The sequence below is a fragment of the Dolichospermum sp. UHCC 0352 genome, assembly GCF_009711925.1.
GTDB classification, from domain to species: Bacteria; Cyanobacteriota; Cyanobacteriia; order Cyanobacteriales; family Nostocaceae; genus Dolichospermum; species Dolichospermum lemmermannii.
Genome location: NZ_VIKY01000064.1, coordinates 1 through 25,156 on the forward strand (window position 1 = coordinate 1; position 25,156 = coordinate 25,156).

Genomic DNA, 25,156 nt, shown 5'->3' on the forward strand with positions numbered 1-25,156 from the left:
CAACACATTATGCGTACAGAGTTGGGAATTTTGAATCGGTAATTGTCCCGTTGAAAGTACATTACAAAAGTACACCGAATTTACCAACTCCAAGGCGGTAATGAAAAAATATTCAAGGCGGTTAAAACCGCACGAGCGGTCACTGAGCTTGTCGATAGCGAAGCGTGGCGTAAGCCATAGTGTCGTTTCCCTCTCAGCACTGAAGTGTCTGAGTTTCCCACTTACCGGGTATTTTTATGATAAGTCCGCAACAGGTAGAGACAATGATCAAGGCACAAATGCCAGATGCCCAAGTGCAAGTACAAGACTTGACAGGTGGTGGTGATCACTATCAGGTAACAGTAGTTTCATCGCAGTTTGCAGATAAGGGAATGGTGCAACAACACCAACTAGTTTATGGCGCATTGCAACAAGCTATATCCAGCGAAGCTATTCATGCTTTAGCACTTAAAACCTACACTCCCGAAGCTTGGCAAGCAACAAACTAATTTTAGATTGAGGATTTTGCATTAAGAAAACAAAATCTAAGATCGTATCAACTCTTGAATTTCAGTAACATAAGGAAATAACTAATCATGACCCCAGAACTTAAAGAAAGAATTGATACTTTGGTAGAAGAAAACAAAATTATGGTTTTCATGAAGGGCAATAAATTAATGCCCCAATGTGGTTTCTCTAATAACGTTGTCCAAATTCTCAATACCTTAGGAGTTCCCTTTGAAACCCTTGACATACTTGCAGATCAAGAAATTCGTCAAGGCATCAAAGAGTATTCCAACTGGCCAACAATTCCCCAAGTATACATTAATGGTCAATTCGTTGGCGGTTCTGATATTTTGATTGAAATGTACAACAAAGGTGAATTACAAGAATTGGTAGAAGTAACACTAGCTTCTTAATATCAACTACAAGATCCCCGACTTTTTTAAGAAGTCGGGGATCTGATCCTTATTAATATTACATTATTGATTACTAATATTTTTTACCAAAACTATGAATAATAAAACAAAGATAGAAGATTGTGGTTATACGTTTATAGGTTCAGCCGTTGATAATTTAGTTCGCCATCTTGAAGGTCAATCATCTCTACAATTATATCCTGAATTTCGAGAACGACGAGAGCGTGCCAATGAATTATTATTTGATTTAGTTGGTAAACAACCTGGCTTGTTTTATATTCGTCGTCAAGGAACTGCAAAAGAACCAGGAGAAGAGATTTGGGAACTAACTATAGCCACAGATCAAGATAACTTTCAATTACCAAAAAAACTGAAAAAGCTAGGAAAAACTTTAGCATTTAAAGCTGCTATTCGTCAAGATGGACATGGCGGATTTAAAATTTTATCAGCTTATTTATTACATGAATTGCGGGGGAATATTGACGGCTATGCTTTACCCTATTGGTTGCGACTAAGTCCCAATCATCAACATCGTTTGGATATTCCTAAACCATTATTGGCAAAAATTAAAAATATGCCAATTTGCGGAAATCATGTCCCCACAGAAGATCAACTTAAAGCCTGGAAAGCATTTTTAAAAGTTGAAGAACGCATTGCTAAATCCCGGCAATTTTGTGTATCTTTCCGAATTTCTCATCATGGCTCAAATTCTCGACAAATCGCTTTAGAAGTTAAAGTTAATTCAGCTACCCTTAACGGTTCTGAAGAGAATATTTTAGGTGTAGAAAACTTTTGGGAACGGGTAAGAAAAGCTAAAAATCAAGAAGTTAACTTTTTAGATTCCGTACCCACAGACAGAAATCGTCGTCACAGTCGTCAATTAGGAACTATTGAAAAAATTGATCAAAAACATAATTTTATTCATGTTCGATTAGAACGAGAAATCATCGAATATATAGCCAAAGGTAATTATCAACTTCCCAAGAATGGTTACTTATTTTTTGATGCTGCTGGAGACATCAAACAAATTGAACGGAAAGAAAAAGCCTTAGAACAATTAAAACAAGGACGCACTCAAAACCCCTATTTAGGTAACTTTCTCTTTGACGCTTCCCAAGCCAGACCGATTATCAAAAGGATTAAACTTAACTCAAAAGACTTATTATTATCTTCTGCAAATGCTGGACAAAAAGCCGCAGTTGAAAAAGTCCTGTCCGCAGAAGATTTAGTGCTGATTCAAGGCCCACCAGGTACAGGAAAAACTACCGTAATTGCGGAAATTTGCTATCAGGTAGCCTTGCGCGGGGGACGCACATTAATTACCTCACAAGCTAATTTAGCCGTTGATAACGCCCTCAGTCGCTTAGTTCACAATCCCGTTATTCGTGCTATTAGAAAGGGACGAGCCGAAAAAGTTGGGGAAGAAGGACAGCCATTTCTAGAAGATCAAGTAATTGGTACATGGCTACAAAATACCGCTACTGACTGTGAAAATAATCTCAGTCAACGTCACGAAAATATTAGAATTATCAATCAATTATTACCATTATCACCACGATTTACAGACTATTTTCTGGCAGAACAAGAAGTAAATCAGCACCAGAATGAACTCAAAAATGAAAAAGATAATTTAGAAACAAGTTATCAAAATCAAGGAATTGAATATCATCAAACTTTAGTAACTAAAAAAGAAATTGAATTATTAATTACTGGGTTAGAAAATATTCTCAAAAATGCCACAAATATAGATTGGGAATCTTCAGAAATCAACAGTTTTTTACCACAAATTAAACCTTATACAGAAAATAATCAAGAAGTACAGAATTTTCGAGAAAATGTGCGTCAAGCTATTAAATGTATTGAAGAACTTGGTTTTACTCGTCCGGGATTTGGTGCATTTGGGTTAGCAGTTTGGTTGCAGAAAAATATCACAACTCATATTTCTGCATTTAAACCGGGATTAAAAGATGCTAATGATGTCGGTTTAGCTATTTCGGAAGTAGCAAAATTAGTTTATATTTTCCAGCAGCATTCTGTATCTTTGGAGAAATTAGAAACAGATCATCAAAATTGTCATAACCAAAACGATTTACGGACAACAATTCAAATTTGGGAAAATCGCAAACGGGAAATTGATTATATTATTGAAGCCATTGTTGAATGGAAATCTACAGCTTACAATAACTTATATCAAGCATTGAAAGAATGTCAAGAATCTGATTTTGAATTAACAGAAAGTATGGTAGGTTTACCATTAGGTTTATTGATGTTTGCCAAAACATTAAAATTAACTATTGTTCCTAAAAATTATCAAATCAGTTTACCAGATTGGGGAGTATTAACAAAAGCCATATCTTATGAAATAGCGGGTAACTTTACCGATAAAAAAGGTAAAAAACATGATTTTAGTTATTTTTTACAAGAAAGTTTTAGTCAAATTCCTATAGTTTTATCAAAAATTGATCAAATTCAATGGCAAACAACCTATCAAAAATTCCAAAATTATCAACTCCTCAATCCTAAACAGCGAAAATTGCTAGTTGAAAACACTCAAGTCTTTTTAATTAGATTGGAAAAAACATACAGTAAGTCCTTTGAATGGAATAACATTGAAGCTACTCTTACCCGCATTACCCAAGAATTACTAGATATTATCTTAGTTCATGCGCGTCAATGTGTTTTAAGAGTTAAAACTGAAGCTGAACAACAATTAGAAATTTTACAACAGCAATTTCAGGAACTTCCAGAAAATGAAATTTCATCAGCACAAATATCTGAAGCTAAATCTCAGGTAAAGAAAACTAAAGAAGCTGCTAATTTAAAACTTGCAGAAGTTATCAATAACTTACAAGCACTTCATAAACAGCAAAATATCCCCCTACCACTACGGATTTTAGCAGAAAAATATCTGACTAGACAAGCAAATATTTGGGAAAAATCCCAGGAATTTTCCCAACAAGTCAAGTTTTGGGAAAATCGTATTAATGAAATGGAAACTCTGATTTTATCATTAGCACCTTTTACTGTTTTAGAAACAATTAAAGACTCTTTAAATCAAGAGTTCACAAATTTCCAAGCAGAAGCTGATATTTATCAACAAGAACTTGCAGAATTACAAATAAAAATATCTGACTTAGAACAGAAATCACAATTACATTTATCAGCTAGTTTAATTAGCGAACGGCATTGGTGGCAGTCAATTTGGCAAACAATCCCAGATAAATTAAAACCAGAATTATCTAATAATGATTTATTAGATTTAGGATCTTTATGCAATATTCAAAATAAATTTAAGTCATGGAAACGACAGCTAAAAAGTGAAGAAAATTATTTGCACAAATATCAAAATTTTGTGCAAGATTGGGTTGCAAAACTTCGTCAACCCTCAGAACAAGATAGTAAAGACCTCAGAGGGATTTATTTAGATAATGCTAACGTTGTTGGTATTACTTGTGTTCAAGCTGCAAATTATAATTTCTCAGAAGAATTTCAATCTTTTGATGTTGTGATTATTGATGAAGTTAGTAAATGCACTCCTCCAGAGTTACTAATTCCGGCTTTGAAAGGTAAAAAATTAGTCATGGTAGGAGATCATCGGCAATTACCACCTATGCTTGATACTAGCACTGTGGAAGAAGTTGCGAAAACAATGGGGAATACGAGGGAAGAATTACAATTTTTAGAAGAATCATTATTTAAAAGTCAGTTTGAAACCGCTGATAAAAGCATTAAAAAAATGCTAAATACTCAATATCGAATGCACCCGATGATTATGGGCGCAATTAATCAATTTTATCATGGTAAATTGGAATGTGGGATTTTAGAACCTGACACAAAACGCGCTCATAATTTAGCAGGAGAAATCATTCAATCTTACCATCATCTCTGCTGGGTAAAAATGCCCAGAGAAAATGAATTTCAAGAAGAACGTAATGGAACTTCATTTTTGAATATTAAAGAAGTTGATGTGATTGAAAGTATCTGTCACCAATTTGAGCAGGTTTGGGTGCATAAAGTAGCAAATGGAGAACAAAAAAAAGAAATAGCTGTAATTACATTTTATGGCGCTCAATTAAGAAAAATTGATGAACGCTTACAATCTGAACTTTTCCCTTCTTTGCAAATTAGAACAGGTACAGTGGATAGATTTCAAGGTATGGAAAGACCGGTGGTAATTGTGAGTATGGTAAGGAACAATCAGCAAGGAGATGTGGGATTTGCCAATAAACCAGAACGGGTGAATGTGGCTTTTTCCCGCGCACAAGAATTATTAGTAATTGTTGGTTGTCATGATTTATTTACAACTAAACCCGGTACAGTAGGTAATATGTATTCTGAAGTTGCCAAAACTGTTAATTCTCATGGAGGTTTTATTGATGTTTCCTGTTTCTGTAATTAAACCAATTGATGAAAATCTGAAATATATAGTTGAGAAAATTGAAACTGAAACTGCTGGTTTAACAGTTTTAGCAGCGCGTCAATTTGGCTATACTGTAATTCAAAATTCTTTAGAATTAACCATTAAAGAACCCCGCAAATTTAATGTTTTAGAAGAGTTTATTATTCGTGCTGCTATGGAGTTTAATCCTCCTCCTACAGCTAATGATTTAGCATCTATCTTAGGGCTGGATTCTGTATTTGTTAAAAGTACCATTGCTAATTTGCAATCTTTACAAACCCTAGCAGATACACCTCAAATTACTGTCACAGCAGAGGGGAGTTTATTTTATGCACAGGGTTCTGTCCCTAAACCTCCATACTCTGTGTCAATTTATGCGATTACTGATAATTTAGCAGGGAAAATTACATTTCAATATGAATCATTGGAAGATGTTGTAATTAAGCAGCCAGATTTAGCCGAATTTGTGAATATAGAAGCGAAAATTCCCGCAATTTCTAGTTTACAACTTGCAGATATTCAGGAAATTATTCAATCTTCTAATTTACCTCTTCATGTTCCAGCAGAAGGTAAATTTGTGACTGATTTTAAAGTCAAAGGGATTACACAAACTATGGATAAAAATATCTCTCTGTTTGTGATTTATGATGGAAATCAAGATAAATTAAATATTCAAATCAGAAGTGGTCAGGAAATTTTAGAAGTTGCTACACAGAAGATTGAAGAATTGTACAATTCAGAAAAGATATCTCTAGAGGAATTGTGTCAATTATCTCAAGAAATTATTAATCAGAACTGAAAGGTTAAATGTAAATTCAAAATTTATGTAAATAATAATGTTTTATTAACCTGTCTTTAAACATAAAAGGTTGACGAATAAACAAAAAAATTCCCCTTGTTGATGTAAAACTAAGGGGTTTGATTTCATATCAATTGCAGTATTTCCCAAATTTCGTCCCCTATACCCCATTGACGAATGCAAAAATCGTGCTATAATTGTCGGCGGTAATAGGCTAATCAGCAAAATCAGATAGCACCTTTAGTAGTAGCCATGTTGTTTTTCGGGTTCCGGTTGAACCATGGTGAAATTAGATACATCATGCAAGTAACGGCTGGCTTCCTCTTCTAAGCGATGAATCCAATATGGTTCCATGATGTTACTATGTCGAAGTGCGGCAAGGTATCCATCCAAATACATCCGCATATCATCCATACGATAACCGCGATTCCATAATTCGACGAAGGCGTCGGTAAGTCTTTGGTAGTAGCGGATGGCTTGTGTGTCTTGGAGCATAACTGCTTTATTAATCTCTTTGCAATGAGAATTGTAGATGATGATTCACGCTTAATGAAGTATCACTTCCCTCTTCTGTATTAACTCATCAGTTAATATTTTCACCTTGGGTGAGACCCCCCAGCAGCTAAAAACTTAATTAGATCCTAACGCCAAAAAATTGGAAATATGGTGATTTTGTAGGGTATTTTTACGATTTTTTGTCAAAAATTTGAGCTGATAGCTTGGACTTAGCTATCTATTTGTAACCACAAAGGGTAATTGATTTTTATCCAATTTTTTAGCCGTTTCTCACCGGGAATACAAATCTAGCTATTAGTGCATAAATTTGTAAAATCAAGTTTGAGAATTTGTTAGCTGTTTCCGGGATAAGTAACTACCTGTCTCTCCCTTTGGTTGTAATCAGGTGTGATTTTTGTGCTACTCCCTTTGGTAAATGATTGTTCTATTGAGTTTACCATATCTCTTCAGGAGTAGGACAGATTGCCAAAAATAAACTTTAATGATAGGAGTCAAGAATTAGGAGTCAAGAATTAGGAGTCAGGAGTCAGGAGTCAGGAGTCAGGAGTCAGGAGGAATAAAAAAAGAAGAGAAGAAGAAAGGAAAGACGGAAAGACGGGAGAAAGAAGAATGAATAATGAAGAATGAAGGTAATAGGGTTGTATGGCTGTTGGAAGTAAATTTTGTAGCTGATTCTAGTTCATACCGCTACAAGTGATAGAAAAGTAATTTTATTTACCTATTTCCGTTGTCCAATGGATATAATGTAAACGTAATAAAAATTTAATAAAGCTACTAGCTTGGCTGCAAATAAAGTAAAAAATAAATTTTCTGCAAGGTTTTTTGAGGGAAATATGAAGAATATGTCTATTGAAGTAACAAAAACTACAAAACCTTAACCATGAGATTGTTAATTTGAGATTCATCAACGCTAAGGGGTCTTACCACTGTGGGTTCGGTTTGTATAGAAATTGTTGAGGGGAATCCCCATCTGAGGTCGTTGTTGGGTTGGCACTTGCAACAACTAGAATACCGAGTTCATCAAGCTGCCAGTATTTATCAAGCAAAAGAAGTGTTTATCAGCCATCAACCCACTCTAGTCATTCTAGATGCGGATTTGTCAGATGGTGATGGGGTGGAGTTTTGCCGCTGGTTACATCGTCAACAACAGCCTTTAATTCTCATGTTATCTGCTCGTACTAATGAAGCCGATATTGTAGCAGGATTAAAAGCGGGGGCGGATGATTATTTGAGCAAACCTTTTGGAATGCAAGAATTTTTGGCTAGGGTTGAGGCAATTATCCGCCGTAACCGGACACCTACTGCACCGGCTTATTTAGATTATGGCAGTTTGCAAATTGATTTAGTCCAGCGTCGGGTGCGTTTTCAAGGGGAGTTTATTGATTTAACGCCCCAGGAATTCAGTTTATTGTACGTTTTAGCACAAGCTGGAGGAGTCCCTTTAAGTAGATCGGAATTATTACGTCGTGCTTGGCCTGATGCTATTGATAACCCCCGCACTATTGATACTCATGTTTTATCGTTGCGGAAAAAGGTGGAACTTGATCCCCGTCAACCCAGTTTAATTCAAACTATCCGCAATGTTGGATATCGGTTTAACATGGAAATTTTGAATGTCAACATTCCGCAAACACACACAAAATTACCAAAAGAGAGATTTACTAATCAACTTCCTGTACTAACTACTCAAAGCTCTTAAAACGGGGAACAGGGAACAGATAATGAGTTAAGTCCATTCTGCTAGTGCTTGAGTTTCGGCTTGCTTGAGGCTGGCTGCTAAGTTGTCCCAGTCTGTATCAGCGGCAGGTTGATTGAGAACTATTTGACCTTGCTGAAGATGTAACAGGTGGGTACAAAATGCTTGAGCTAAATCAATTTGGCGATTTACCATTAAAATTGCCGAGGAATGGGGTTGATTTAGGTGAGTGAGTACACTTATTAAATGAGTGGATGTGGGAGTGTCTAAGGCTGATGTAGGCTCATCTAGGAGTAAAATCTGGGGTTCGGTAACTAGGGCGCGAGCGATCGCAATTAACTGTCTTTGTCCAGCAGCAAGTTGCACCTCGGTTCGTCCTAACCATTGTTCAGGAATTTGCAGTTTTTCTTGCCAATAACTGACTTTTTCCTGAATAGTTTGCTTAGGTACACCGCGCAGAATTAAAGGATAAGCTAAGGCTTCCCCAACTGTCATCCCCAGCAGCTTAGACTCTTGTTGGACAAGCATTACCTGTTGACGCAGTTGGATAAGGGGAATTTGGCGATATTCCTGATTTTTGAGATAAATTTTCCCGCCTGTGGGTTCGTTTAGACGGTTAATGAGGCGTAATAAGGAAGTTTTACCAGCACCAGATTCACCAATAATTACCAAGCGATCGCCTGGTGATACATCCAAGGTAATATCCTGTAAAATCGGGTATTGGTGTTGATGTTGTAAACGTTTATAAAAATTAACAGATTCTAGCCTGAGCATAGGGAATAGGTGAAAATTGTCAACTATCAACCATAGAACAAATCAGAGAAAACGCACAATATCCCTGACTTCTTCAAGAACTCAGGGATCTGCATATTCCTATTTCAAAATATTTCTTAAAAGTCAGAAATTAAACTAGGATAATTGATCACAAATACATCCCTGCTTCCCAATTCTGGATTTTGGGGTTTTATGGGAGTGGTAAAATGAAAAAATTGATGTTCATTTACTAAAATTATTTCTCCAGGTTGCAAAACTTTGTTAAAAACTGGCTTTTCCTTTTTAGCATTGTATAAATGGGTTTCTCCACCTTGAATATTATCTCTTCCTGCGGAAAAAATGCCAATAAAATCGCTACCATCTCTGTGAATACCTTCAGGAGCAGGATTTCCTAAATTAGTTGGTGAACAGGTAGTTCTAATTTGATGAATATCAATTTCTGCTTCTGGATGCAGTTTACAAGCATCACAAAATGCGAAAATTAGGTTCTTAAAAATCTCCAGTTGTATAAGTCTATCATCTAATTCTGCAAATTCCCTTTTGATTCCTCCCAATAAAGGATTATATTCTTTGCTTTGTAGTAGATATCCGTGAGGGAGTTTCACCAATTTATCTCCAGAAACTTTAAATCTGGATAATCTGCGTGAGCGATATTCACCTTTAACATCAGGGTCAATTGGTAAATCTTCAAAAAATGGCTTAAAACCTGCTGTATTAATGGAGTTTACTTTTCTGAGAGTGAACAGAAAAGCATATTCTAATTCCGTATAGAGTGAGACTTTTTGCATAGGATGTTTCTCCTTGCATTGGTAAATACTACCACACTTATCTAAGTGGTAGGTTTGTAATATCTATTATATTCAAGTCTCATAAAAATATCGTAAATTTGACTACAAAAATTACAAAAAAAAAAGGAAACTCCAGAAGAGGTTTTCGGCGGCTTTACTTTTCGTTACATATTACTGAGAAGCCGCTCCGCGGCTACGGTTTTTTTCTGTTCACCTACTTGTTTAAATTTTCATGAAAATCAAGGTACATTAAGGTGGTGTGCAACTTGTTCTGAGAGGATAAATTGCCAACACTTCATCACAGCTATTTATAAAAATGATTGATTGGTTATATAAATACCCAAAACTATATCCTGGTATTTTACTCAAACGCTACAAGCGGTTTTTTGCTGATATTCAATTACATTCTGGAGAGGTGATCACAGCACATTGTCCGAATACAGGTCCAATGACGGGAGTTTCTACCATTGGTAGTGCTGTACAAGTTTCCAAAAGTGATAATCTTCAACGCAAATTAGCTTATACCTTAGAGTTAATCCAGGTCAATGATCATGCAACAACTTGGGTAGGTGTAAACACTGCTTTACCTAATCGGGTGATTAAATTGGCTCTACAGCAGCATTTATTCCCAGAATTAAGTGAATATGACCAGGTTAAGGGTGAAGTAGTTTATGGAAAAGATCGGAAAAGTCGGGTGGATTTTTATTTAACGGGAAGTTCTCAACAGCGCCCAATTTATTTAGAGGTAAAAAATACAACTTGGTCACAAGGGAGTTTAGCGTTATTTCCTGACACCGAAACTACCAGAGGACAAAAGCATTTACGGGAATTAATGGAAGTTTTACCCCAAAGTCGATCAGTAATGCTGTATTTTATTAACCGAGGTGATTGTTTAGAGTTTGCACCTGGGGATAGTAAAGATCCTGTATATGGTCGGTTGCTACGGGAAGCAATTCAACTAGGTTTGGAAGTTCTTCCTTGTCGCTTTGATATATCTCCAGAAGGTATCCGTTATTTGGGTTTAGCAACAATGAAAAGCCAATGCAATGACCTTAAAGAGCCAGTTGACACTGTAATATCTTGATCAGAGTTCTCAATCACGGATATTGAAATGCGGTTAGAAACCTTGAGGAGTAGAGGGTGATTGAATGCGAGCATTTGTAACCGGGGGGACAGGCTTTATTGGTTCTCATATAGTGCGATCGCTGTTAGAGTCAAAATACCAAGTTACCGCTTTAGTTCGTCCTAGTAGTAACCTGGGTAATTTACAGGGTTTGGCTGTAGATATTGTCAAAGGTGATTTAAATAACCCAAATATCTGGGAACAGATGCAGGGTTGTCAATATCTTTTTCATGTCGCAGCCCATTATTCCCTGTGGCAAAAAGACCGAGAATTGCTTTATATTCATAATGTTGACGGTACAAGCAACATCTTGGCCGCAGCCGAAAAAGCCGGGATTGAACGCACCGTTTATACTAGTTCCGTTGCAGCCATTGGTGTCGGTAAATTTGGTGAAATTGTGGATGAAACCTATCAAAGTCCGGTAGAGAAATTAGTAGGAGATTACAAAAAATCAAAGTTTCTGGCGGAACAAGTGGCAATATCCGCTGCTAATCAGGGTCAAGATATTGTGATCGTTAATCCTAGTAGCCCTATTGGTCCATTAGATATTAAACCCACTCCTACAGGTGATATTATTCTGCGGTTTTTACGCCGACAAATGCCTGCTTATGTAGATACAGGGTTAAATTTTATAGATGTGCGCGATGTAGCTAAGGGGCATTTATTAGCTTTAGAAAAGGGAAAATCAGGCGATCGCTATATTCTTGGTCATCAAAATCTTCCCCTCAAACAACTCCTAGAGCAACTTTCGCAAATCACTAATTTACCCGCACCGCAAACATCTATACCAGCTTGGATACCCCTAACTGTAGCTTGGATAGACGAAAAAATCCTTGCCCCTCTAGGGAAAACTCCCACAGTTCCCATTGATGGAGTCCGCATGGCACAGCAACCAATGTATTATGATGCTTCTAAGGCTATCCGCGAATTAGGTTTACCTCAGTCCCCTCTGAATGTAGCCCTCAAGGATGCTGTGGATTGGTTTATAGCTCAAGGTTATGTAAATTAGGTGAAAGTGAAAGTTCATTATTTTACCTCTGATTTTGTAGGGGTTTAGCATTGCTACACCCAAATAATGATTTTTGAATTCAACCTGTGGTGTAATTAAAAGAGGAGAACGATTAAATGGCAATTAATTTACAACAAGCAATAGATATTGGCAAGTATTTAGTTACACAACGGTTATTAGGACGGAAACGCTTTCCCCTGGTCTTGATGTTAGAACCCCTATTCCGCTGTAATTTAGCTTGTACTGGTTGCGGTAAAATCCAGCATCCTGTAGAAATACTCAAGCAAAATCTCACCCCAGAACAGTGTTTTGCGGCGGTAGAAGAATGTGGCGCACCAGTGGTTTCTATTCCCGGTGGAGAACCTTTACTACATCCCCAAATAAGTGAAATTGTTGAGGGTTTAATTAAACGCAAGAAATATATTTACTTGTGTACTAATGGTTTATTACTAGAAAAGAGTCTTGATAAGTTTAAGCCTTCTCCTTATCTAACTTTTAGTGTCCATTTAGATGGAATGCGGGAATGGCATGATAAATGTGTAGACAGAAAAGGCGTTTTTGATACTGCTATTCAAGCGATTCGCGCGGCTAAAGCTAAGGGTTTTCGTGTCGCTACCAACACAACCATTTTTGAAGGTTGCGATATCCAAGAAATGCAGGGATTCTTCGATTTTCTGGAAACATTGGGTACTGACGGGATGATGATTTCTCCTGGTTACAGTTACGAATGGGCGCCAGATCAAGATCATTTTCTGCAAAAAGAACAAACTCGCGCTTTATTTAGAGAAATTCTCTCACCTTACACATCTGGAAAGAAGAATTGGAACTTCAATCACAACCCTCTATTCTTAGATTTTCTCATTGGTGAGAAAGACTATGAATGCACTCCTTGGGGTAGTCCTAGTTACAGTGTTCTTGGTTGGCAAAAACCTTGCTATCTGTTGAATGAGGGTTACTATGCAACCTTTCAGGAGTTGTTGGATAAGACTGATTGGAGTCAATATGGCGGTGCTAGTGGTAATCCTAAATGTACTGATTGTATGGTGCATTGTGGTTATGAACCGACAGCAGCAATGGACGCAATGCAGCCGAAAAATATTGCCCGTTCTCTAACTACTGTGTTTGGGAAGTAATAGTCTGAAAATTGTCTGAATCAGGATGCTCAGGATTTAAGGATTTACAGGATTAAATACAGCATTTTCCGGTGTTAATCTTCTAATCCAGTAAATCCTGATTCTGATGATGAAAACTTTCTGAATTATTTACACACCCACCGGAACTTTAGTTGCTGCTGGTTGTTTTTTACCATCTGGTTCTACTGCTTCTCCTTCAATAAATGAACGTAACATCCAAGCCATTTCTTCATGTTTTTCCATCAACTCAGTTAAAAAGTCAGCAGAACCTTGATCATGAAATTCTTGACTACACTGATCTATATGATTTCTTAAATTGCGAATAATCTGCTCATGATCTTCCACCAATTGAGTTACCATCTTGGTTGCTGTAGGAATTTTATCGCTATGTTCTTTGAGGGTTGCAAGACTTAAAAATCCTGCCATTGTACCTGTTGGATAACAGCCCAAAGTCCGAATCCTTTCAGCTATTTTATCAATATTTATTGTCAGTTTTTGATAGTGTTCTTCCCAAAGTTTATGCAAGGTACGAAACTGAGGCCCGACAACATCCCAATGATACTTTTTTGTTTTTACTAGCAATACATTGGCATCTGCTAAATCTTGATTTAACAAATTCATCACACCGTGACGCTGTTGTTCTGTTAAACCAATGTTTATTTTATGTATGGTCATTATTATGAACTCCGATTACTACGTAAACACCTTACATATTCTCAAAATACAGACATGATCCACATCAATCAAAGGTAAGATTAATGTTCAGTTACTTTTATATATTTAGGAATATGCTGATTATTTTCTTTTGTAATCAAGCCAAAGCTGAAAATCATCCATATTCCTAAATTTTTGAAGAAAATGAGGAGATCGTGCTTATTCTTGATAAATCATATTTACTTCTTGTTACCTATAATTTTTTCCAAAAAGCCTTCTGGCAATTGGCTTTTATTTATAATTAGTTAATTTATAAAAATCACTCTGAGGAGAGAATAGCAAGAATAAGGGTACGCGGATGAGCGTAGATAAACGCGGATAAAGATGCGTTAATCAATGGATTTATGTAGGATATCAACTGGCTTTGAAAAATAGCAAATAGTTCTTCCTTATCAAATCTACGATAACAACTTTTTAACCGGATGTTAAGCCTCTTCACTTATAAAGTTACAAAAATTTTAATTTTCTGGAATAACACGTTGAGGAGGTTGCACCGCACTATTGCTATGGATATTACTAATGATTTCGTTTGCACTTCTAGCATCCATATTAAGTTGTGCCTTCTCTAATTCAAGTTTGTCATACAAAAATTTATGTCTTAAATCAAACTCAGTGAATATCTCACTCCACTTTTTAACATAAATTTTATAATTATCAACAACCTGTACTAGAGATTTTTCACCATGAGACTTAGCACTTTGTATTTCTCTTTCAATATATTTAGATTTGTCAAAATCATTACCAATTAAATAAAATTCCCAAGTCACGTTAGAAGCATTAAATTCATCTTGTTCCAAAATTACTCCCATATATTTTTTAACCTGCTCTAATTCTTTTGAACCAAGCTTCTTTTGAGGATGTTTTAGCTCTACAACTACATTATTGATAGAAGAATTATTTAAAAGCTGCCGTACCATAAATATATCCATTTCTTTATTCTTGTCAGGATGATCAATAGAAACAATAGGCTTTTCTCCTCTTAATAGATAAGTATACCTACGTAATGCTTCTTCAAACTTTGGTTCAGCAGCAGTTACAAGATGATATTGCTCACCAAAAATCCAGTAATGATTTTCTACAAATTTTTGAATATGATCTCGTTCGTTAGCTTCTAAATCTTGATTGAAAACTAAATTTCTCAACTGATCAATAGCTCTGTATCTATCTTCTATTAATCTTACAGTTTTAATAATATTTGTAAGTTTGGTAACTTTTAAAGATTCAGATAAATGTTCTAAATCAGAAGAAGTTAACTTGATAATTTCTCCTAATACATCAATTAATTTAGTTCTTTCATCTGAATCAAGAATTAAATTCAAAAAATGAACAAATACTTTCTTTTGTTCAATATTGAGAGAACTAAAAATTTTTGGTTCTACCTGATATAATTCTTTGATAAAATCTTCAAGTTCAGCTTTTCTGTATTGATCCCAAGTATTATTACTAAATCTTGGGAAAGCATTATTTCTTCTAAATTCATCTATTATTACATCCGATTTTGTCTTCAGAAAAATTTTTCTTCTATTTTGAAGCTGTTGATTAATAAAATGAATCAAAGAATTATAAATTTGCTTATTCTGTATATTTCTCCATCCAAAATGTTCTTGATCAAAGAACTCACTTTTAACAAAAACACTATGAGAAAAATGATCGCCTTTATTATTAAGAGTAGTTGTATTTTTATCTATTTCTTCACCTTTGGAATTAATACAGTAATATCTGGAATATTCATTCTTTAGAGATTGAGACCAGCGAATAAATTTCAAATTAAATAAATATTGACCAATTTTATGTTCTAATTCAGTGAAATCGCTAATGAAATTAGATTTATAATCTAAATCCATATCATTTATTTTAATTGAAAAGTTTTTCATTGAATTTAGTTCAAGAAACCAGCTAAATTCTCTATATAGATAGATATTAAGATCATCATTAAAATCATTAGATGTAATTGTATGAATATCATCAAAAAAAACTGTTGTTCCTGTTTTTTTATCAGTTTCTACCTCTTCTGATATATCATAGTTATCCAATTGTTTATGATTTATATTTATGCTATAACTATATCTTTTTCCTTCTTTTTCATAAATAGTATCCCATTGTGCTGAGGAAGAAAAAGTAAAAAAAGTTAATCTGCCTATACCATTGTTACCGTGAATATGTGATAGATTCTTGGCAGTACCAAAATTAATTTGTTTATTCGATTCATAAAAGAGTGAAAATCTATTTGGATCAGCAATACCACATCCATTATCTATAATTTTTAGTTCTGATATTCTTCCCAAGTCATCAGATTGCATTATTATATTAATTTCAGTAGCCTCCGCATCAAAACCGTTCCATATATATTCTGCAATGGATGATAAATAATCATGGTTTTTAAGTGCTTGGTTGATACCTAATGAAGTAATTTGAATATTTTTCATATTTTTATATTGGATGATTTGTGATGTTATATCATGTATCAAGTTTTAAAATGATTGGAACCATCCACAATATATCATAATAAATGGGAGATTAATCGTTCATAAGTTAGTAGGTTGCGTCAAACTTAATAAATTATTAGCTGCTGACGCACCTTACTAATATGACTTTAAAACCCTAACCTTTCACAGGTGTACCGCAGGGATAAGTCGCTGCTTTTTCCTGACTACCCTCACTTACAGGCTTGTCTTTAGCTGTTAAATAATCTTTTTGCAAAGTATCTAATAAAGCTTCACGTCCATCATACAGCCGCTTCAGGGGACGAGGTGAACATTGATTCAAGACATAAGCTGTTACCAAAGGTAAAGCAATTGTACTATCGGTATAACAAACAATAGCGCTAGGTAACTCATCGGGGTCAATTTTACCCCAACTCACAGCTTCAGCAGGAGTCGCACCGGATAAACCACCAGTATCAGGACGGGCATCAGTAAACTGAATAAAGAAATCATGTCCCCGTTCTTCCAATCCTAAAACCTCGTGAAGTTGCGGTTGTGTTTGTAATAAAAAGTTCTTGGGACTACCACCACCAATAATTACCGCTGCACTTGTACCGTCGTTTTCTCTCGCCCCATAAACGATAGCTGCGGTTTCATTGACATCAATAGCAGGATCTATTACCAGCTTTGAACCCTCTAAAGCCAAAGCGGCGACATTCATCCCAATGGAACTATCTCCAGGGGAAGAAGTATAAATAGGTACGCTACATTCATAAGCTGTCGCCAATAAGCAGGAATTTTGGACACCCAATTGCTTTTCTATTTCCCAGACGCACTTACCCAGCAAATGATGGAATTCCGCCGTTCCCATGCGTTTTTGGAAAGGTTCAGCTTGGAGAACTTTGCGAATAAAAGCGTCCGTTTCTAGCAGTACATCGTAACCAAAAATAATGTCATAAATTCTGATTGTTCCTTCTTCCCGTAATTTGACATCATCTAAAAAGGGACTACCCGCAAATAGTTCAAAACCCAAACCATAGTGCATATCATGGTAAAGATTCGCACCTGTGCAAATCATCCAGTCAATAAAACCATTGCGAATGAGGGGCGCAAGGGCGGAAACCCCAAAACCTGCGGGTGTCATAGCCCCGGAAAGGCTTACTCCTACGGTGACACCCTCTTGAAACACCTCCTTAGTCAGCAGTTGACAGGCTTCCCGCAACCGGGCTGAGTTGTAAGCGGTAAAATAGGTATCAATCAAGTCAACCACGCTAACATTGTTAGACATGGGGATAGGTGCAATTTTCTTACCTGGCTTTTGTGACATTTTTGGGAAATCCTGAATAGTAAATATGCCGAATATAATGTTATCGTATTCAAATGTACGGAAGTTGCTAAAATGTTATGCAGCTATATAAATTAGCGGCAATGCTGAAGATAATACTTCGGAAGTCATCCAATTTTCTATTTCTATTTGAGCAAATCCAAAGGTATATCTCAACCAATATTTGCTATTATTAAAGACAACTAACTTGTTATTAATTATGGCACAAGCTTTGGTGAATCTTTCTGAAGGAATCACATCCGAACCCGCACCATTGGAATTTACCACTGATGGTGTGATTAGGATAGGCAAAACTCGTGTAACACTCGATACGGTAATTGCTGTTTTTAAACAAGGAACAACACCAGAAGAAATTGCTTACCGTTATCCATCCCTTAAACTTGCTGATGTCTATGCTACCATTGCCTTCTACCTCAATCATCAACAAGAAGTGGAAGTGTATCTACAGCAAAGACAGCAACAAGCACAGGAAATTCGTAAAATAAATGAGGTCAGATTTGACCCCCAAGGGTTGCGTGATAGATTGTTGGCGCGGAAAGCAGAACGGGAAGTATGTTGAAACTGCTTGCTGACGAAAATTTTGATAATACTATTGTCAGGGGATTGTTGCGACGTAACCCAAATATTGATATTGTCAGAGTCCAAAATGTTGGTCTTTTGGGTGAAGATGACCCAACTATCCTAGCATGGGCAGCCAAAGAAGACCGAGTGTTACTTACTCATGATGTCGCTACAATTACAAGCTATGCCTATGAACGGATTACACAAGGTCAGCCCATGCCAGGAGTGATTGAAGTTATTACAGATACACGAATTGGGCAAGTAATAGAAGATATTCTGCTTCTGATAGAGTGCTGTTTAGAGGGAGAATTGGCAGGACAAATTTACTATCTTCCTCTGTAAAAATCGCAATTAATTACCTGTTAACTTAAGTGTGGTGGTTGAAATGTACGTAAATATTAAACATTATAAGTCTAATGAAGGGTCTTCTGGAGAAATAACTGAAAAAGACCTATCTGAAATATTGGATATTCTCAATTCAGAAAAATATATGCAGAGAGAGGCAGCATCACAAGAACTTAATGATTCCGATCTAAAACAAATACAGAGTGAACTTCAGAATGAAGCTGATGAACTATTCTCGCAGGGTAAGATCACTCAATTAGCCAAGTGGAAGTACCCTCAAAACTGTCATTCCCTAACCCGCAAAATGCAAGAGAAGCGAGGATGGACAAGAGTTTTTGGTTATGCTTTTGAAAAAAAGTATTTAGCTGAATCTTCAATAGTATTAAGCTCACATTCTATCACTAGAGATGAATTCGGTAACTTAGTGGAATTAACTTATTTTTTCCCTCCTGATTTATATCACTTCATTGAGCATAAAACTGGTAAATTTGGTATTGACTTGATAGCTATAGATAAACACTTTTGAATCAATCTTATTGTTGATTTTTGAATTTTCAAGGCGATTCCTACGGAGTGCTATCTCTTCAGGACGCGATCACGTTCGCGATCGCTCTTTTCAGTTTACAATAAAGTCATCCCAGAGGATTAATTCAGAAACCGATGCCAACCCTCACAGATATTTCCACTTTGATTGTTAGCACACCAGGCACTTGTGGTGGTCGTCCACGAATTGCTAACACTCGCATTACTGTTCAGTATATTGTCAATGAGATTAAATCTGGGATAACTCCAGAAGAAATTATTGAAGATAAGCCTTTTTTGACCATTGCAGGTATTTATACTGCGTTGGCTTATTATTATGCTAATAAGGAATCACTAGATATTCAATTCGCTCGATATCAAGAAGAATGTCAACGACTTGAAGCAGAATATAAAACAAATTATTAAGATCGCAGCTAACAGAATTTATGTGATTTCTGGTCTATTATAACTAATGAATTTGTCGAAGTAGAAAAATTATACTTCATTCTCTCAATCTTAACAGTTATTTATCAATAGGGTTTATGAAAAGCGACACACCAGAAGAATTACATCCAGATTCAGCAGATCAAGAGATTTCCCGGTTAATTGATGAGGTAATATCAACATCCCAAACTGATGAAAAATACCGTCAAAAAATGCAGCGACGGAAAGAAGTCCAAGATCAACGCATAGCTAAAGCCATACCGGAAAAAGGCTTAATTATCGTCAATACTGGTCATGGTAAGGGTAAAACTACTGCGGCTTTGGGAATGGTTTTGCGATCGCTCGGACATGGACATAAAGTAGCCATAGTGCAATTCATCAAAGGCGCATGGGAACCAGCAGAAAAACGTGCTTTTAGCCACTGGGAAAACCAACTCGAATTTCATGCAATGGGAGAAGGCTTTACATGGGAAACTCAAGATCGTGATCGTGATCTTGATAAAGCTGCTGCTGCTTGGGAAAAATCCCTAGAATTTATCAACAACCCAGACTTTAAATTAGTTCTCCTCGATGAAATTAATATTGCTCTGAAACTGGGTTATTTACAGGTTGAAGAAGTATTAGCAGGTTTAGCTCAAAAACCAGCAGACAAGCACGTAATTCTCACGGGAAGAGGCGCACCACCGGCATTAATTGAAAAAGCCGATTTAGTCACTGAAATGACATTAATTAAACATCCTTTTAAGGATCAAGGTGTGAAAGCTCAAGCGGGAATTGAGTATTAATTCAAATTTGTCATTAGTCATTAGTCATTGGTCATTAACTGATTTCTCCCTGCTTTATAGTATTTCCTAATCATATCGAGTATATTTATAGCCTCCTCCTCGCTTGCGGGGTGGGGTTCTTGTACCTCACTAAAAAATGCTATATCCCAAGGACAATTATTTACGTCCACCTACTTATTTAAAACCATCGCTTCCTTGTTGGCATATCTGCAAAATTTCCCTATCATTAGAACTTACAGAACTCAACTGATGATAGTCTTGTAAAGTTACTGAATAAGGATAAGTTGTGAACTCATTTTCATTAACTTTAGGTATTGTACTGCTTGTAGCAACGTCCATTGCACCAACTTCACCAGGGGAACTTCTCACTGTCATTGCTAATTCTCCTGACTTAGCCAAAGTTCCTTGAAAACAACTAAATTCAGAGTGAGGAACATACAAAGCACCAATAATTTTACCTTGTTGTTTTTGAAAGAGGATGTAACCTTGTCCTAATTGATTTGGTGTTGTTGATTGTCCATAAAGATAAGTTCCATCTTGTTCGGGAAATTGGACTTGTCCTTTTCTCCCCAATTCTCTCGTATTTGTAGATAATGCTGTGATATTTTCTGTTAACTTATCAGTAGAGATTTGATTAGAAATATTAACTGGTGATTTTTGCATACTTTCCTCTTTGATCACAGTAGGATCAAAGTTAATCTGTCTTTGGTTGATAGGTACTACATAATTAGTAGTGAAGGCTGTTGACGAGAGGAGTTTGTAATGTTGTTGACTAGAATAACTAATACCTAAAATACCAGCCGAAACAATTAGTCCCACGATGGGAAATTTAAATTGGCTAGAAGTCATTAATTTGGAAATGTGGTTAAGCACTGGATTTCTCCTGTAATGAAGTTAACTATTGTTGTTTCCTGGATTTCTGCAATAATAACTAAATACTAATTACCTAAGATTCCCTCAAAAGTTTTATCTATATATTTAATTTAAAATTAAGCAAAAACTCGCTAGTTATATAATTTTGGGGAATAATCTGAGATTATGATTATTTAGTAACTTTATACTTTACTTCAGAAAATCATCCAGTTGGGGGATGTAAAATTGAGATTGGCGATTTTTATACTTTGTCATTGTCATTGTGTACTTTTGGGAAATATCTAGGGCTTGCTGAATAAACCGAAAACCTAGATAGATTAATAGTTTCCCGGTTAAAAAAGTGAATTAGGTGCAAGGAATAAGGATTGAAACCATTAAAAACCTATCACTTTCTGAAATTTGAGACTATTCTTCTCTCCTTCTAATTCTTCCTCCTGACTCCTGACTCCTGACTCCTGACTCCTAGCCCTCACGAAAAGACTTTTTCAGCAAGCCCTATCTAATCTATTGAATTTTGGTGTTGACCCATAGATACATACAACTTCTAATTCACAGATTTCGCAAAATAAATTAAAATAAAAAAATTGCCCCCTGTTTTAAAATCAGGAGGCTCATCACCAAGAGGGATGTTTTGAATTACACTTTTGCGTGTTCACATTCCTAGCTGGCAATATATTCTTTAACATTAGCGCGGCGACGACGTAAATGTGCAAGAGCTTGATGCTCTAATTGACGAACTCGTTCCCGACTGAGGTTCAAACGTTCACCAACTTTCGCTAAAGAGAGTTCATTTCCATCTTCTAAACCAAAGCGTAAAGCTACAACTTGGCGCTGTTGGGGTGTGAGTTCTGCAAGCAGGTTATTCAAGTCGTGACGCAAAAACTCCTGAGTCGTGTAATACTCTGGTGATGGACCGTCATCTTCCAACATTTCTTGCAATTCGGTATCTTGATTTTCACCGACGCGCACATCTAAAGAAACTGGTTGACGCGCCATATTCAGATATTCACGAATTTGAGCGGGTTCTAACTCTAGTTCTTTGGCGATTTCTGTAGGTGTGGGTGATCTTCCTAATGTTTGCGCTAATTCCCGTTGAACTTTTTTAATTTTGTTCAGTTTTTCGGTAATATGGATTGGTAGACGGATTGTCCGACCTTGTTGGGCGATCGCTCTGGTAATTGCCTGACGAATCCACCAATAAGCATAGGTTGAGAATTTGTAACCCCGCATGGGATCAAATTTCTCCACACCCCGTTCTAATCCCAAAGTTCCTTCCTGGATTAAATCCAGAAATTCCATATTCCGCTTTTGATATTTTTTCGCAATAGCTACAACCAAGCGCAAATTCGCTTCAATCATTTTTTGCTTGGCTCGCTTACCTTGTACCATCAGATGATTTAGTTCTGTTTCTGATTGATTAACACGGGCAGCCCATTCTGATAAACTAGGTTCATGGTCAATTTCTTTGCGTAAAGCTTCTTTAGCTTCTAGCAGTGCCATCATTTGCTGTACTTGTTTACCGTAGATGATTTCTTGTTCACGGCTCAACAAAGGTACACGGCCAATTTCTCGCAGATAAGTTCTTACCATATCAGCGGTAAATTTGGCATTGACATTCTCTGTATGATTTTTAACTGTAGCCATTGGTGCTTTTATCCTCTACTCTTTAAGCATAATCAATATTTTTTTTCAACAAAGGCAATTCGTAAGCTGACAATATACATCAATGAACATGGAAAGCTACCATCAAAAATTACACTAATTAAGCCTTTATTAAGATGTTGCTAGTCTAAAAATGTGTCTCGTTACCCTCTCTTAATTTTGGAGTTTTAGCAGAAATACATTGGGTTGGTTGCTAGAATTCTTTTTTTAAGTTATCTAGTAGTCGGTTTAAAACCCGGAGTCAGTATGAGTTTACTTTGATTTTATGTTACGACAAACAGAGTCAATAGTAAAGTTCCCAGATGATAAATATTTCAGTAATCAAGGCAAAAAGTTGATCACTATTTTTCTTTAACTTCCAAAAACTGTGTTTATATACTCATGGTGACGCGAAAACTCCCTCTAAAGTTGCTTTCAACTAGCCGGATAACCGAACTTGAGTTACTTGGAAATGGAGGAATGTTACGAAGTTGTTAGTTGTTAGTTGTTAGTTGTTAGTTGTTAGTTATTGATTTAAAACTAGAAACCTAAGTCTGCTTTTGCTAGTTCAGCAGCGGTAAATACTTCCTCGTCTGTTTTTTCTTCCCAAGCGATCGCGCCAATTTCGGCGTAGAATGTGGAATCATAGGGACGAGTCCGCACAACCACTGGCATAGGAACAGCATGACCTAAAATTAAGGCCTGTTGTTTAGAGTCTAACTTAGCTAAGACTGAGCGTAAACCACCCGCACCAGATACACCCGTAAAAATAGCATCAATATCTTTTTCATCATTGAGCAAAGCGGTGATCCGAGTCCCGATCTGGGACATGACTTCATTATCTATGCCTGATGGACGTTGATCAACTACCAAAAGCGTGACAAAATATTTTCGCAGTTCTCTAGCAATAGTTCCAAAAATCGTACTTTGGACAACTCCTGGGTCAAGAAAGCGGTGCGCTTCCTCTATTGTAATCATTAATGGTGTCGGCCGATCTAAAGGATTTTTACTTTGGAGAAATTTATCAGCTTTTTTGACATAATGCTCATGTATCCGTCTGGTGATCATATTTGTCACCAACATATATGAAAGCATATTTGACTGGGAACCAAATTCAATAACTACGTTTTTTCCAGCTTCTAGACATTGGACGATGTTTTTAATATAATTTTGCGGACAAGCACTACGCATATACTTTAAACTATCTAAGCGAAAAAGTTTCCGCTGTAATGCCATAATTGAGCCTTTGTGTCCGCGTTTTTCGTCACAAAACATCTCAATATCTTCGTTACTCATATTTAGTAACTTAATAATCCAAGATTTACCCAACTCTGTAAAGAGGATATTGGCATTATCTAAAGCCGCTTCAGAAAGTCCTAAATCACGATTACATAATTTAATATCTTCAACTTCAACCTGTTCATAGCTGAGATATAGTTCTTGTGCGTCCCGAACACCTCGACGCTTTGTTGAATCTGGATCAAGTGTGTAAACCTCAACTTGTCCGGGAAATAACTGTTTTAAGCCTTTAACAGTGTTGACGTTTTTTCCTTCTGCGACTGCTTCCCAACCATATTCTGAGTGCATATCAAAAATCAAGTTGACAGCAGCATTCTTACGAATTACACCAGCTAAAATCAAGCGCGTCAGGAAAGATTTTCCAGTTCCCGATTTCCCAAAAATCCCGTTACTCCGTTCCACAAAGCGGTTTAAATCAATGCAAACCGGCACATCCATATCTAAGGGTTTACCGATAGAAAAGTTTTTGCGTTGAGGATCATCTTCCCAGCCAAAAACTTTCCGAAAATCCTCTTCCTTGGCTTCGTAAACTTGGCTAAAGTGACTAGGAATAGTTTTAACAGGTAATAATTCCATCGTCGTACTGGTTTGGGGTTGAAAGGATGCTAAACCCGTAGACGATGGTATGAAAGAATTAGGGGATTTACCATTACTAGAAAAGCCAGATGCTGGAGATTCAGGGGTAAACATCAGCATGGGTGCTAGGTTGATCATCCCATAAGTACCGCTACCGGCTAATACTTCGCGCAAGAAACTATCATCCCAATTGGGAGGACTAGCTGTAATGCGGTCATTTGCCATACCCAAGGATACATCTGTTAGCATACAGAAAAAGCGCGATCGCATTCCCTGTACCACGAGAAATTTACCTACCCGCATATCTTCTACAGAGATATCTGGGTGTAATCTGACTTCTAAACCTCCAGTCAGAGAACCTTCAATAACTGAACCTAATGGTAATCCCAAATTCATTTTTGTTCGTTGTTCGTTGTCAGTTGTCAGTTGTTAGTTGTCAGTTGTTAAGGAACAGGGAGGACAGAGAAAGAAATTCTTACCCATTACCCATTA

At 36.5% G+C, this 25,156-nt stretch carries 22 protein-coding genes; 13 read left to right on the plus strand and 9 right to left on the minus strand.

The features are described from left to right. Positions 1–236: 236 nt before the first annotated feature. The 4 genes from FJR06_RS04395 (at position 237) to FJR06_RS04410 (ending at position 6,097) form a co-directional block, all read left to right on the plus strand. Complete coding sequence (locus tag FJR06_RS04395; protein ID WP_015083324.1) at positions 237–488, plus strand: BolA family protein; 252 nt, start codon at positions 237–239, stop codon at positions 486–488. Between the two features lie 87 nt (positions 489–575). Then, positions 576–899, plus strand: a complete 324-nt coding sequence (gene grxD, locus FJR06_RS04400; RefSeq protein ID WP_015083325.1) for a Grx4 family monothiol glutaredoxin — start codon at positions 576–578, stop codon at positions 897–899. Positions 900–993: 94 nt separating this feature from the next. Continuing rightward, a complete protein-coding gene (locus tag FJR06_RS04405) occupies positions 994–5,298 on the plus strand; it encodes an AAA domain-containing protein (protein WP_168650901.1) in 4,305 nt (1,434 codons plus the stop codon). Beyond that, a complete protein-coding gene (locus tag FJR06_RS04410; protein ID WP_174782945.1) occupies positions 5,276–6,097 on the plus strand; it encodes a hypothetical protein in 822 nt (273 codons plus the stop codon). The genes FJR06_RS04405 and FJR06_RS04410 overlap by 23 nt, the downstream gene beginning before the upstream one ends. 240 nt (positions 6,098–6,337) lie before the next feature. Here the strand turns inward: FJR06_RS04410 and FJR06_RS04415 are convergent, their stop codons facing one another. Continuing rightward, positions 6,338–6,592: a DUF6761 family protein gene (locus FJR06_RS04415; protein WP_168650902.1), complete on the minus strand. Its 255-nt coding sequence runs from the start codon at positions 6,590–6,592 to the stop codon at positions 6,338–6,340. Between the two features lie 949 nt (positions 6,593–7,541). Between FJR06_RS04415 and FJR06_RS04420 the strand changes: the two genes are divergently transcribed. Continuing rightward, positions 7,542–8,312, plus strand: a complete 771-nt coding sequence (locus FJR06_RS04420; protein ID WP_015083329.1) for a response regulator transcription factor — start codon at positions 7,542–7,544, stop codon at positions 8,310–8,312. 27 nt (positions 8,313–8,339) lie between these two features. Here the strand turns inward: FJR06_RS04420 and FJR06_RS04425 are convergent, their stop codons facing one another. Together FJR06_RS04425 and FJR06_RS04430 are read right to left on the minus strand one after the other, a co-directional pair. Continuing rightward, positions 8,340–9,083, minus strand: a complete 744-nt coding sequence (locus FJR06_RS04425; RefSeq protein WP_168650904.1) for an ATP-binding cassette domain-containing protein — start codon at positions 9,081–9,083, stop codon at positions 8,340–8,342. A 116-nt stretch (positions 9,084–9,199) separates the two neighbouring features. Continuing rightward, positions 9,200–9,871 carry a 2OG-Fe dioxygenase family protein gene (locus FJR06_RS04430; RefSeq protein WP_168650906.1) on the minus strand — a complete coding sequence of 224 codons (672 nt, stop codon included), beginning with the start codon at positions 9,869–9,871 and terminating at the stop codon, positions 9,200–9,202. Between the two features lie 316 nt (positions 9,872–10,187). On the opposite strand from FJR06_RS04430, the gene sfsA reads away from it, so the two are divergent. From sfsA to hpnH, 3 genes are all read left to right on the plus strand, one after another. After that, entirely contained in the window at positions 10,188–10,955 is a 768-nt protein-coding gene (gene sfsA / locus FJR06_RS04435) for a DNA/RNA nuclease SfsA (RefSeq protein ID WP_015083331.1), read from the plus strand. A 64-nt stretch (positions 10,956–11,019) separates the two neighbouring features. Continuing rightward, positions 11,020–12,003: a hopanoid-associated sugar epimerase gene (hpnA, locus tag FJR06_RS04440; RefSeq protein WP_168631895.1), complete on the plus strand. Its 984-nt coding sequence runs from the start codon at positions 11,020–11,022 to the stop codon at positions 12,001–12,003. Between the two features lie 116 nt (positions 12,004–12,119). Further along, the gene (gene hpnH, locus FJR06_RS04445; RefSeq protein ID WP_168650908.1) at positions 12,120–13,136 is read left to right on the plus strand and encodes an adenosyl-hopene transferase HpnH; all 1,017 of its coding nucleotides are present in this window, start codon (positions 12,120–12,122) and stop codon (positions 13,134–13,136) included. Positions 13,137–13,265: 129 nt separating this feature from the next. Here the strand turns inward: hpnH and FJR06_RS04450 are convergent, their stop codons facing one another. From FJR06_RS04450 to speY, 3 genes are all read right to left on the minus strand, one after another. Next, a complete protein-coding gene (locus FJR06_RS04450) occupies positions 13,266–13,805 on the minus strand; it encodes a Dps family protein (protein ID WP_085929769.1) in 540 nt (179 codons plus the stop codon). Positions 13,806–14,308: 503 nt separating this feature from the next. Beyond that, a complete protein-coding gene (locus FJR06_RS04455; RefSeq protein ID WP_015083335.1) occupies positions 14,309–16,276 on the minus strand; it encodes an ATP-binding protein in 1,968 nt (655 codons plus the stop codon). A 175-nt stretch (positions 16,277–16,451) separates the two neighbouring features. Then, positions 16,452–17,600 carry a deoxyhypusine synthase gene (gene speY / locus FJR06_RS04460; protein ID WP_015083336.1) on the minus strand — a complete coding sequence of 383 codons (1,149 nt, stop codon included), beginning with the start codon at positions 17,598–17,600 and terminating at the stop codon, positions 16,452–16,454. A 217-nt stretch (positions 17,601–17,817) separates the two neighbouring features. Between speY and FJR06_RS04465 the strand changes: the two genes are divergently transcribed. From FJR06_RS04465 to cobO, 5 genes are all read left to right on the plus strand, one after another. Then, positions 17,818–18,177 (plus strand): DUF433 domain-containing protein, encoded by a 360-nt coding sequence (locus FJR06_RS04465; protein WP_015083337.1) that lies wholly within the window; start codon positions 17,818–17,820, stop codon positions 18,175–18,177. Continuing rightward, the gene (locus FJR06_RS04470) at positions 18,171–18,521 is read left to right on the plus strand and encodes a DUF5615 family PIN-like protein (protein WP_015083338.1); all 351 of its coding nucleotides are present in this window, start codon (positions 18,171–18,173) and stop codon (positions 18,519–18,521) included. The genes FJR06_RS04465 and FJR06_RS04470 overlap by 7 nt, the downstream gene beginning before the upstream one ends. A gap of 43 nt (positions 18,522–18,564) precedes the next feature. Further along, positions 18,565–19,050 carry a hypothetical protein gene (locus FJR06_RS04475; protein WP_015083339.1) on the plus strand — a complete coding sequence of 162 codons (486 nt, stop codon included), beginning with the start codon at positions 18,565–18,567 and terminating at the stop codon, positions 19,048–19,050. 134 nt (positions 19,051–19,184) lie between these two features. Next, on the plus strand, positions 19,185–19,472 hold the full coding sequence (locus tag FJR06_RS04480) for a DUF433 domain-containing protein (protein WP_015083340.1): 288 nt from the start codon (positions 19,185–19,187) through the stop codon (positions 19,470–19,472). A 116-nt stretch (positions 19,473–19,588) separates the two neighbouring features. Further along, entirely contained in the window at positions 19,589–20,275 is a 687-nt protein-coding gene (cobO, locus tag FJR06_RS04485) for a cob(I)yrinic acid a,c-diamide adenosyltransferase (RefSeq protein ID WP_015083341.1), read from the plus strand. Between the two features lie 174 nt (positions 20,276–20,449). On the opposite strand, the gene FJR06_RS04490 is transcribed toward cobO, so the two are convergent. From FJR06_RS04490 to FJR06_RS04500, 3 genes are all read right to left on the minus strand, one after another. Further along, complete coding sequence (locus FJR06_RS04490) at positions 20,450–21,124, minus strand: hypothetical protein (RefSeq protein ID WP_174783419.1); 675 nt, start codon at positions 21,122–21,124, stop codon at positions 20,450–20,452. A 684-nt stretch (positions 21,125–21,808) separates the two neighbouring features. Continuing rightward, complete coding sequence (locus tag FJR06_RS04495) at positions 21,809–22,792, minus strand: RNA polymerase sigma factor, RpoD/SigA family (RefSeq protein ID WP_015083343.1); 984 nt, start codon at positions 22,790–22,792, stop codon at positions 21,809–21,811. A 537-nt stretch (positions 22,793–23,329) separates the two neighbouring features. Continuing rightward, positions 23,330–25,060: an ATP-binding protein gene (locus FJR06_RS04500; protein WP_015083344.1), complete on the minus strand. Its 1,731-nt coding sequence runs from the start codon at positions 25,058–25,060 to the stop codon at positions 23,330–23,332. Between the last annotated feature and the right edge of the window lie 96 nt (positions 25,061–25,156).

Coding starts and splice junctions, on each gene's coding strand:
- FJR06_RS04395 (WP_015083324.1), top strand. CDS start 237: ATGATAAGTCCGCAACAGGTAGAGACAATGATCAAGGCACAAATGCCA.
- grxD (WP_015083325.1), top strand. CDS start 576: ATGACCCCAGAACTTAAAGAAAGAATTGATACTTTGGTAGAAGAAAAC.
- FJR06_RS04405 (WP_168650901.1), top strand. CDS start 994: ATGAATAATAAAACAAAGATAGAAGATTGTGGTTATACGTTTATAGGT.
- FJR06_RS04410 (WP_174782945.1), top strand. CDS start 5,276: ATGTTTCCTGTTTCTGTAATTAAACCAATTGATGAAAATCTGAAATAT.
- FJR06_RS04415 (WP_168650902.1), bottom strand. CDS start 6,592: ATGCTCCAAGACACACAAGCCATCCGCTACTACCAAAGACTTACCGAC.
- FJR06_RS04425 (WP_168650904.1), bottom strand. CDS start 9,083: ATGCTCAGGCTAGAATCTGTTAATTTTTATAAACGTTTACAACATCAA.
- FJR06_RS04430 (WP_168650906.1), bottom strand. CDS start 9,871: ATGCAAAAAGTCTCACTCTATACGGAATTAGAATATGCTTTTCTGTTC.
- sfsA (WP_015083331.1), top strand. CDS start 10,188: ATGATTGATTGGTTATATAAATACCCAAAACTATATCCTGGTATTTTA.
- hpnA (WP_168631895.1), top strand. CDS start 11,020: ATGCGAGCATTTGTAACCGGGGGGACAGGCTTTATTGGTTCTCATATA.
- hpnH (WP_168650908.1), top strand. CDS start 12,120: ATGGCAATTAATTTACAACAAGCAATAGATATTGGCAAGTATTTAGTT.
- FJR06_RS04455 (WP_015083335.1), bottom strand. CDS start 16,276: ATGAAAAATATTCAAATTACTTCATTAGGTATCAACCAAGCACTTAAA.
- speY (WP_015083336.1), bottom strand. CDS start 17,600: ATGTCACAAAAGCCAGGTAAGAAAATTGCACCTATCCCCATGTCTAAC.
- FJR06_RS04465 (WP_015083337.1), top strand. CDS start 17,818: ATGGCACAAGCTTTGGTGAATCTTTCTGAAGGAATCACATCCGAACCC.
- FJR06_RS04470 (WP_015083338.1), top strand. CDS start 18,171: ATGTTGAAACTGCTTGCTGACGAAAATTTTGATAATACTATTGTCAGG.
- FJR06_RS04475 (WP_015083339.1), top strand. CDS start 18,565: ATGTACGTAAATATTAAACATTATAAGTCTAATGAAGGGTCTTCTGGA.
- FJR06_RS04480 (WP_015083340.1), top strand. CDS start 19,185: ATGCCAACCCTCACAGATATTTCCACTTTGATTGTTAGCACACCAGGC.
- cobO (WP_015083341.1), top strand. CDS start 19,589: ATGAAAAGCGACACACCAGAAGAATTACATCCAGATTCAGCAGATCAA.
- FJR06_RS04490 (WP_174783419.1), bottom strand. CDS start 21,124: ATGACTTCTAGCCAATTTAAATTTCCCATCGTGGGACTAATTGTTTCG.
- FJR06_RS04495 (WP_015083343.1), bottom strand. CDS start 22,792: ATGGCTACAGTTAAAAATCATACAGAGAATGTCAATGCCAAATTTACC.
- FJR06_RS04500 (WP_015083344.1), bottom strand. CDS start 25,060: ATGAATTTGGGATTACCATTAGGTTCAGTTATTGAAGGTTCTCTGACT.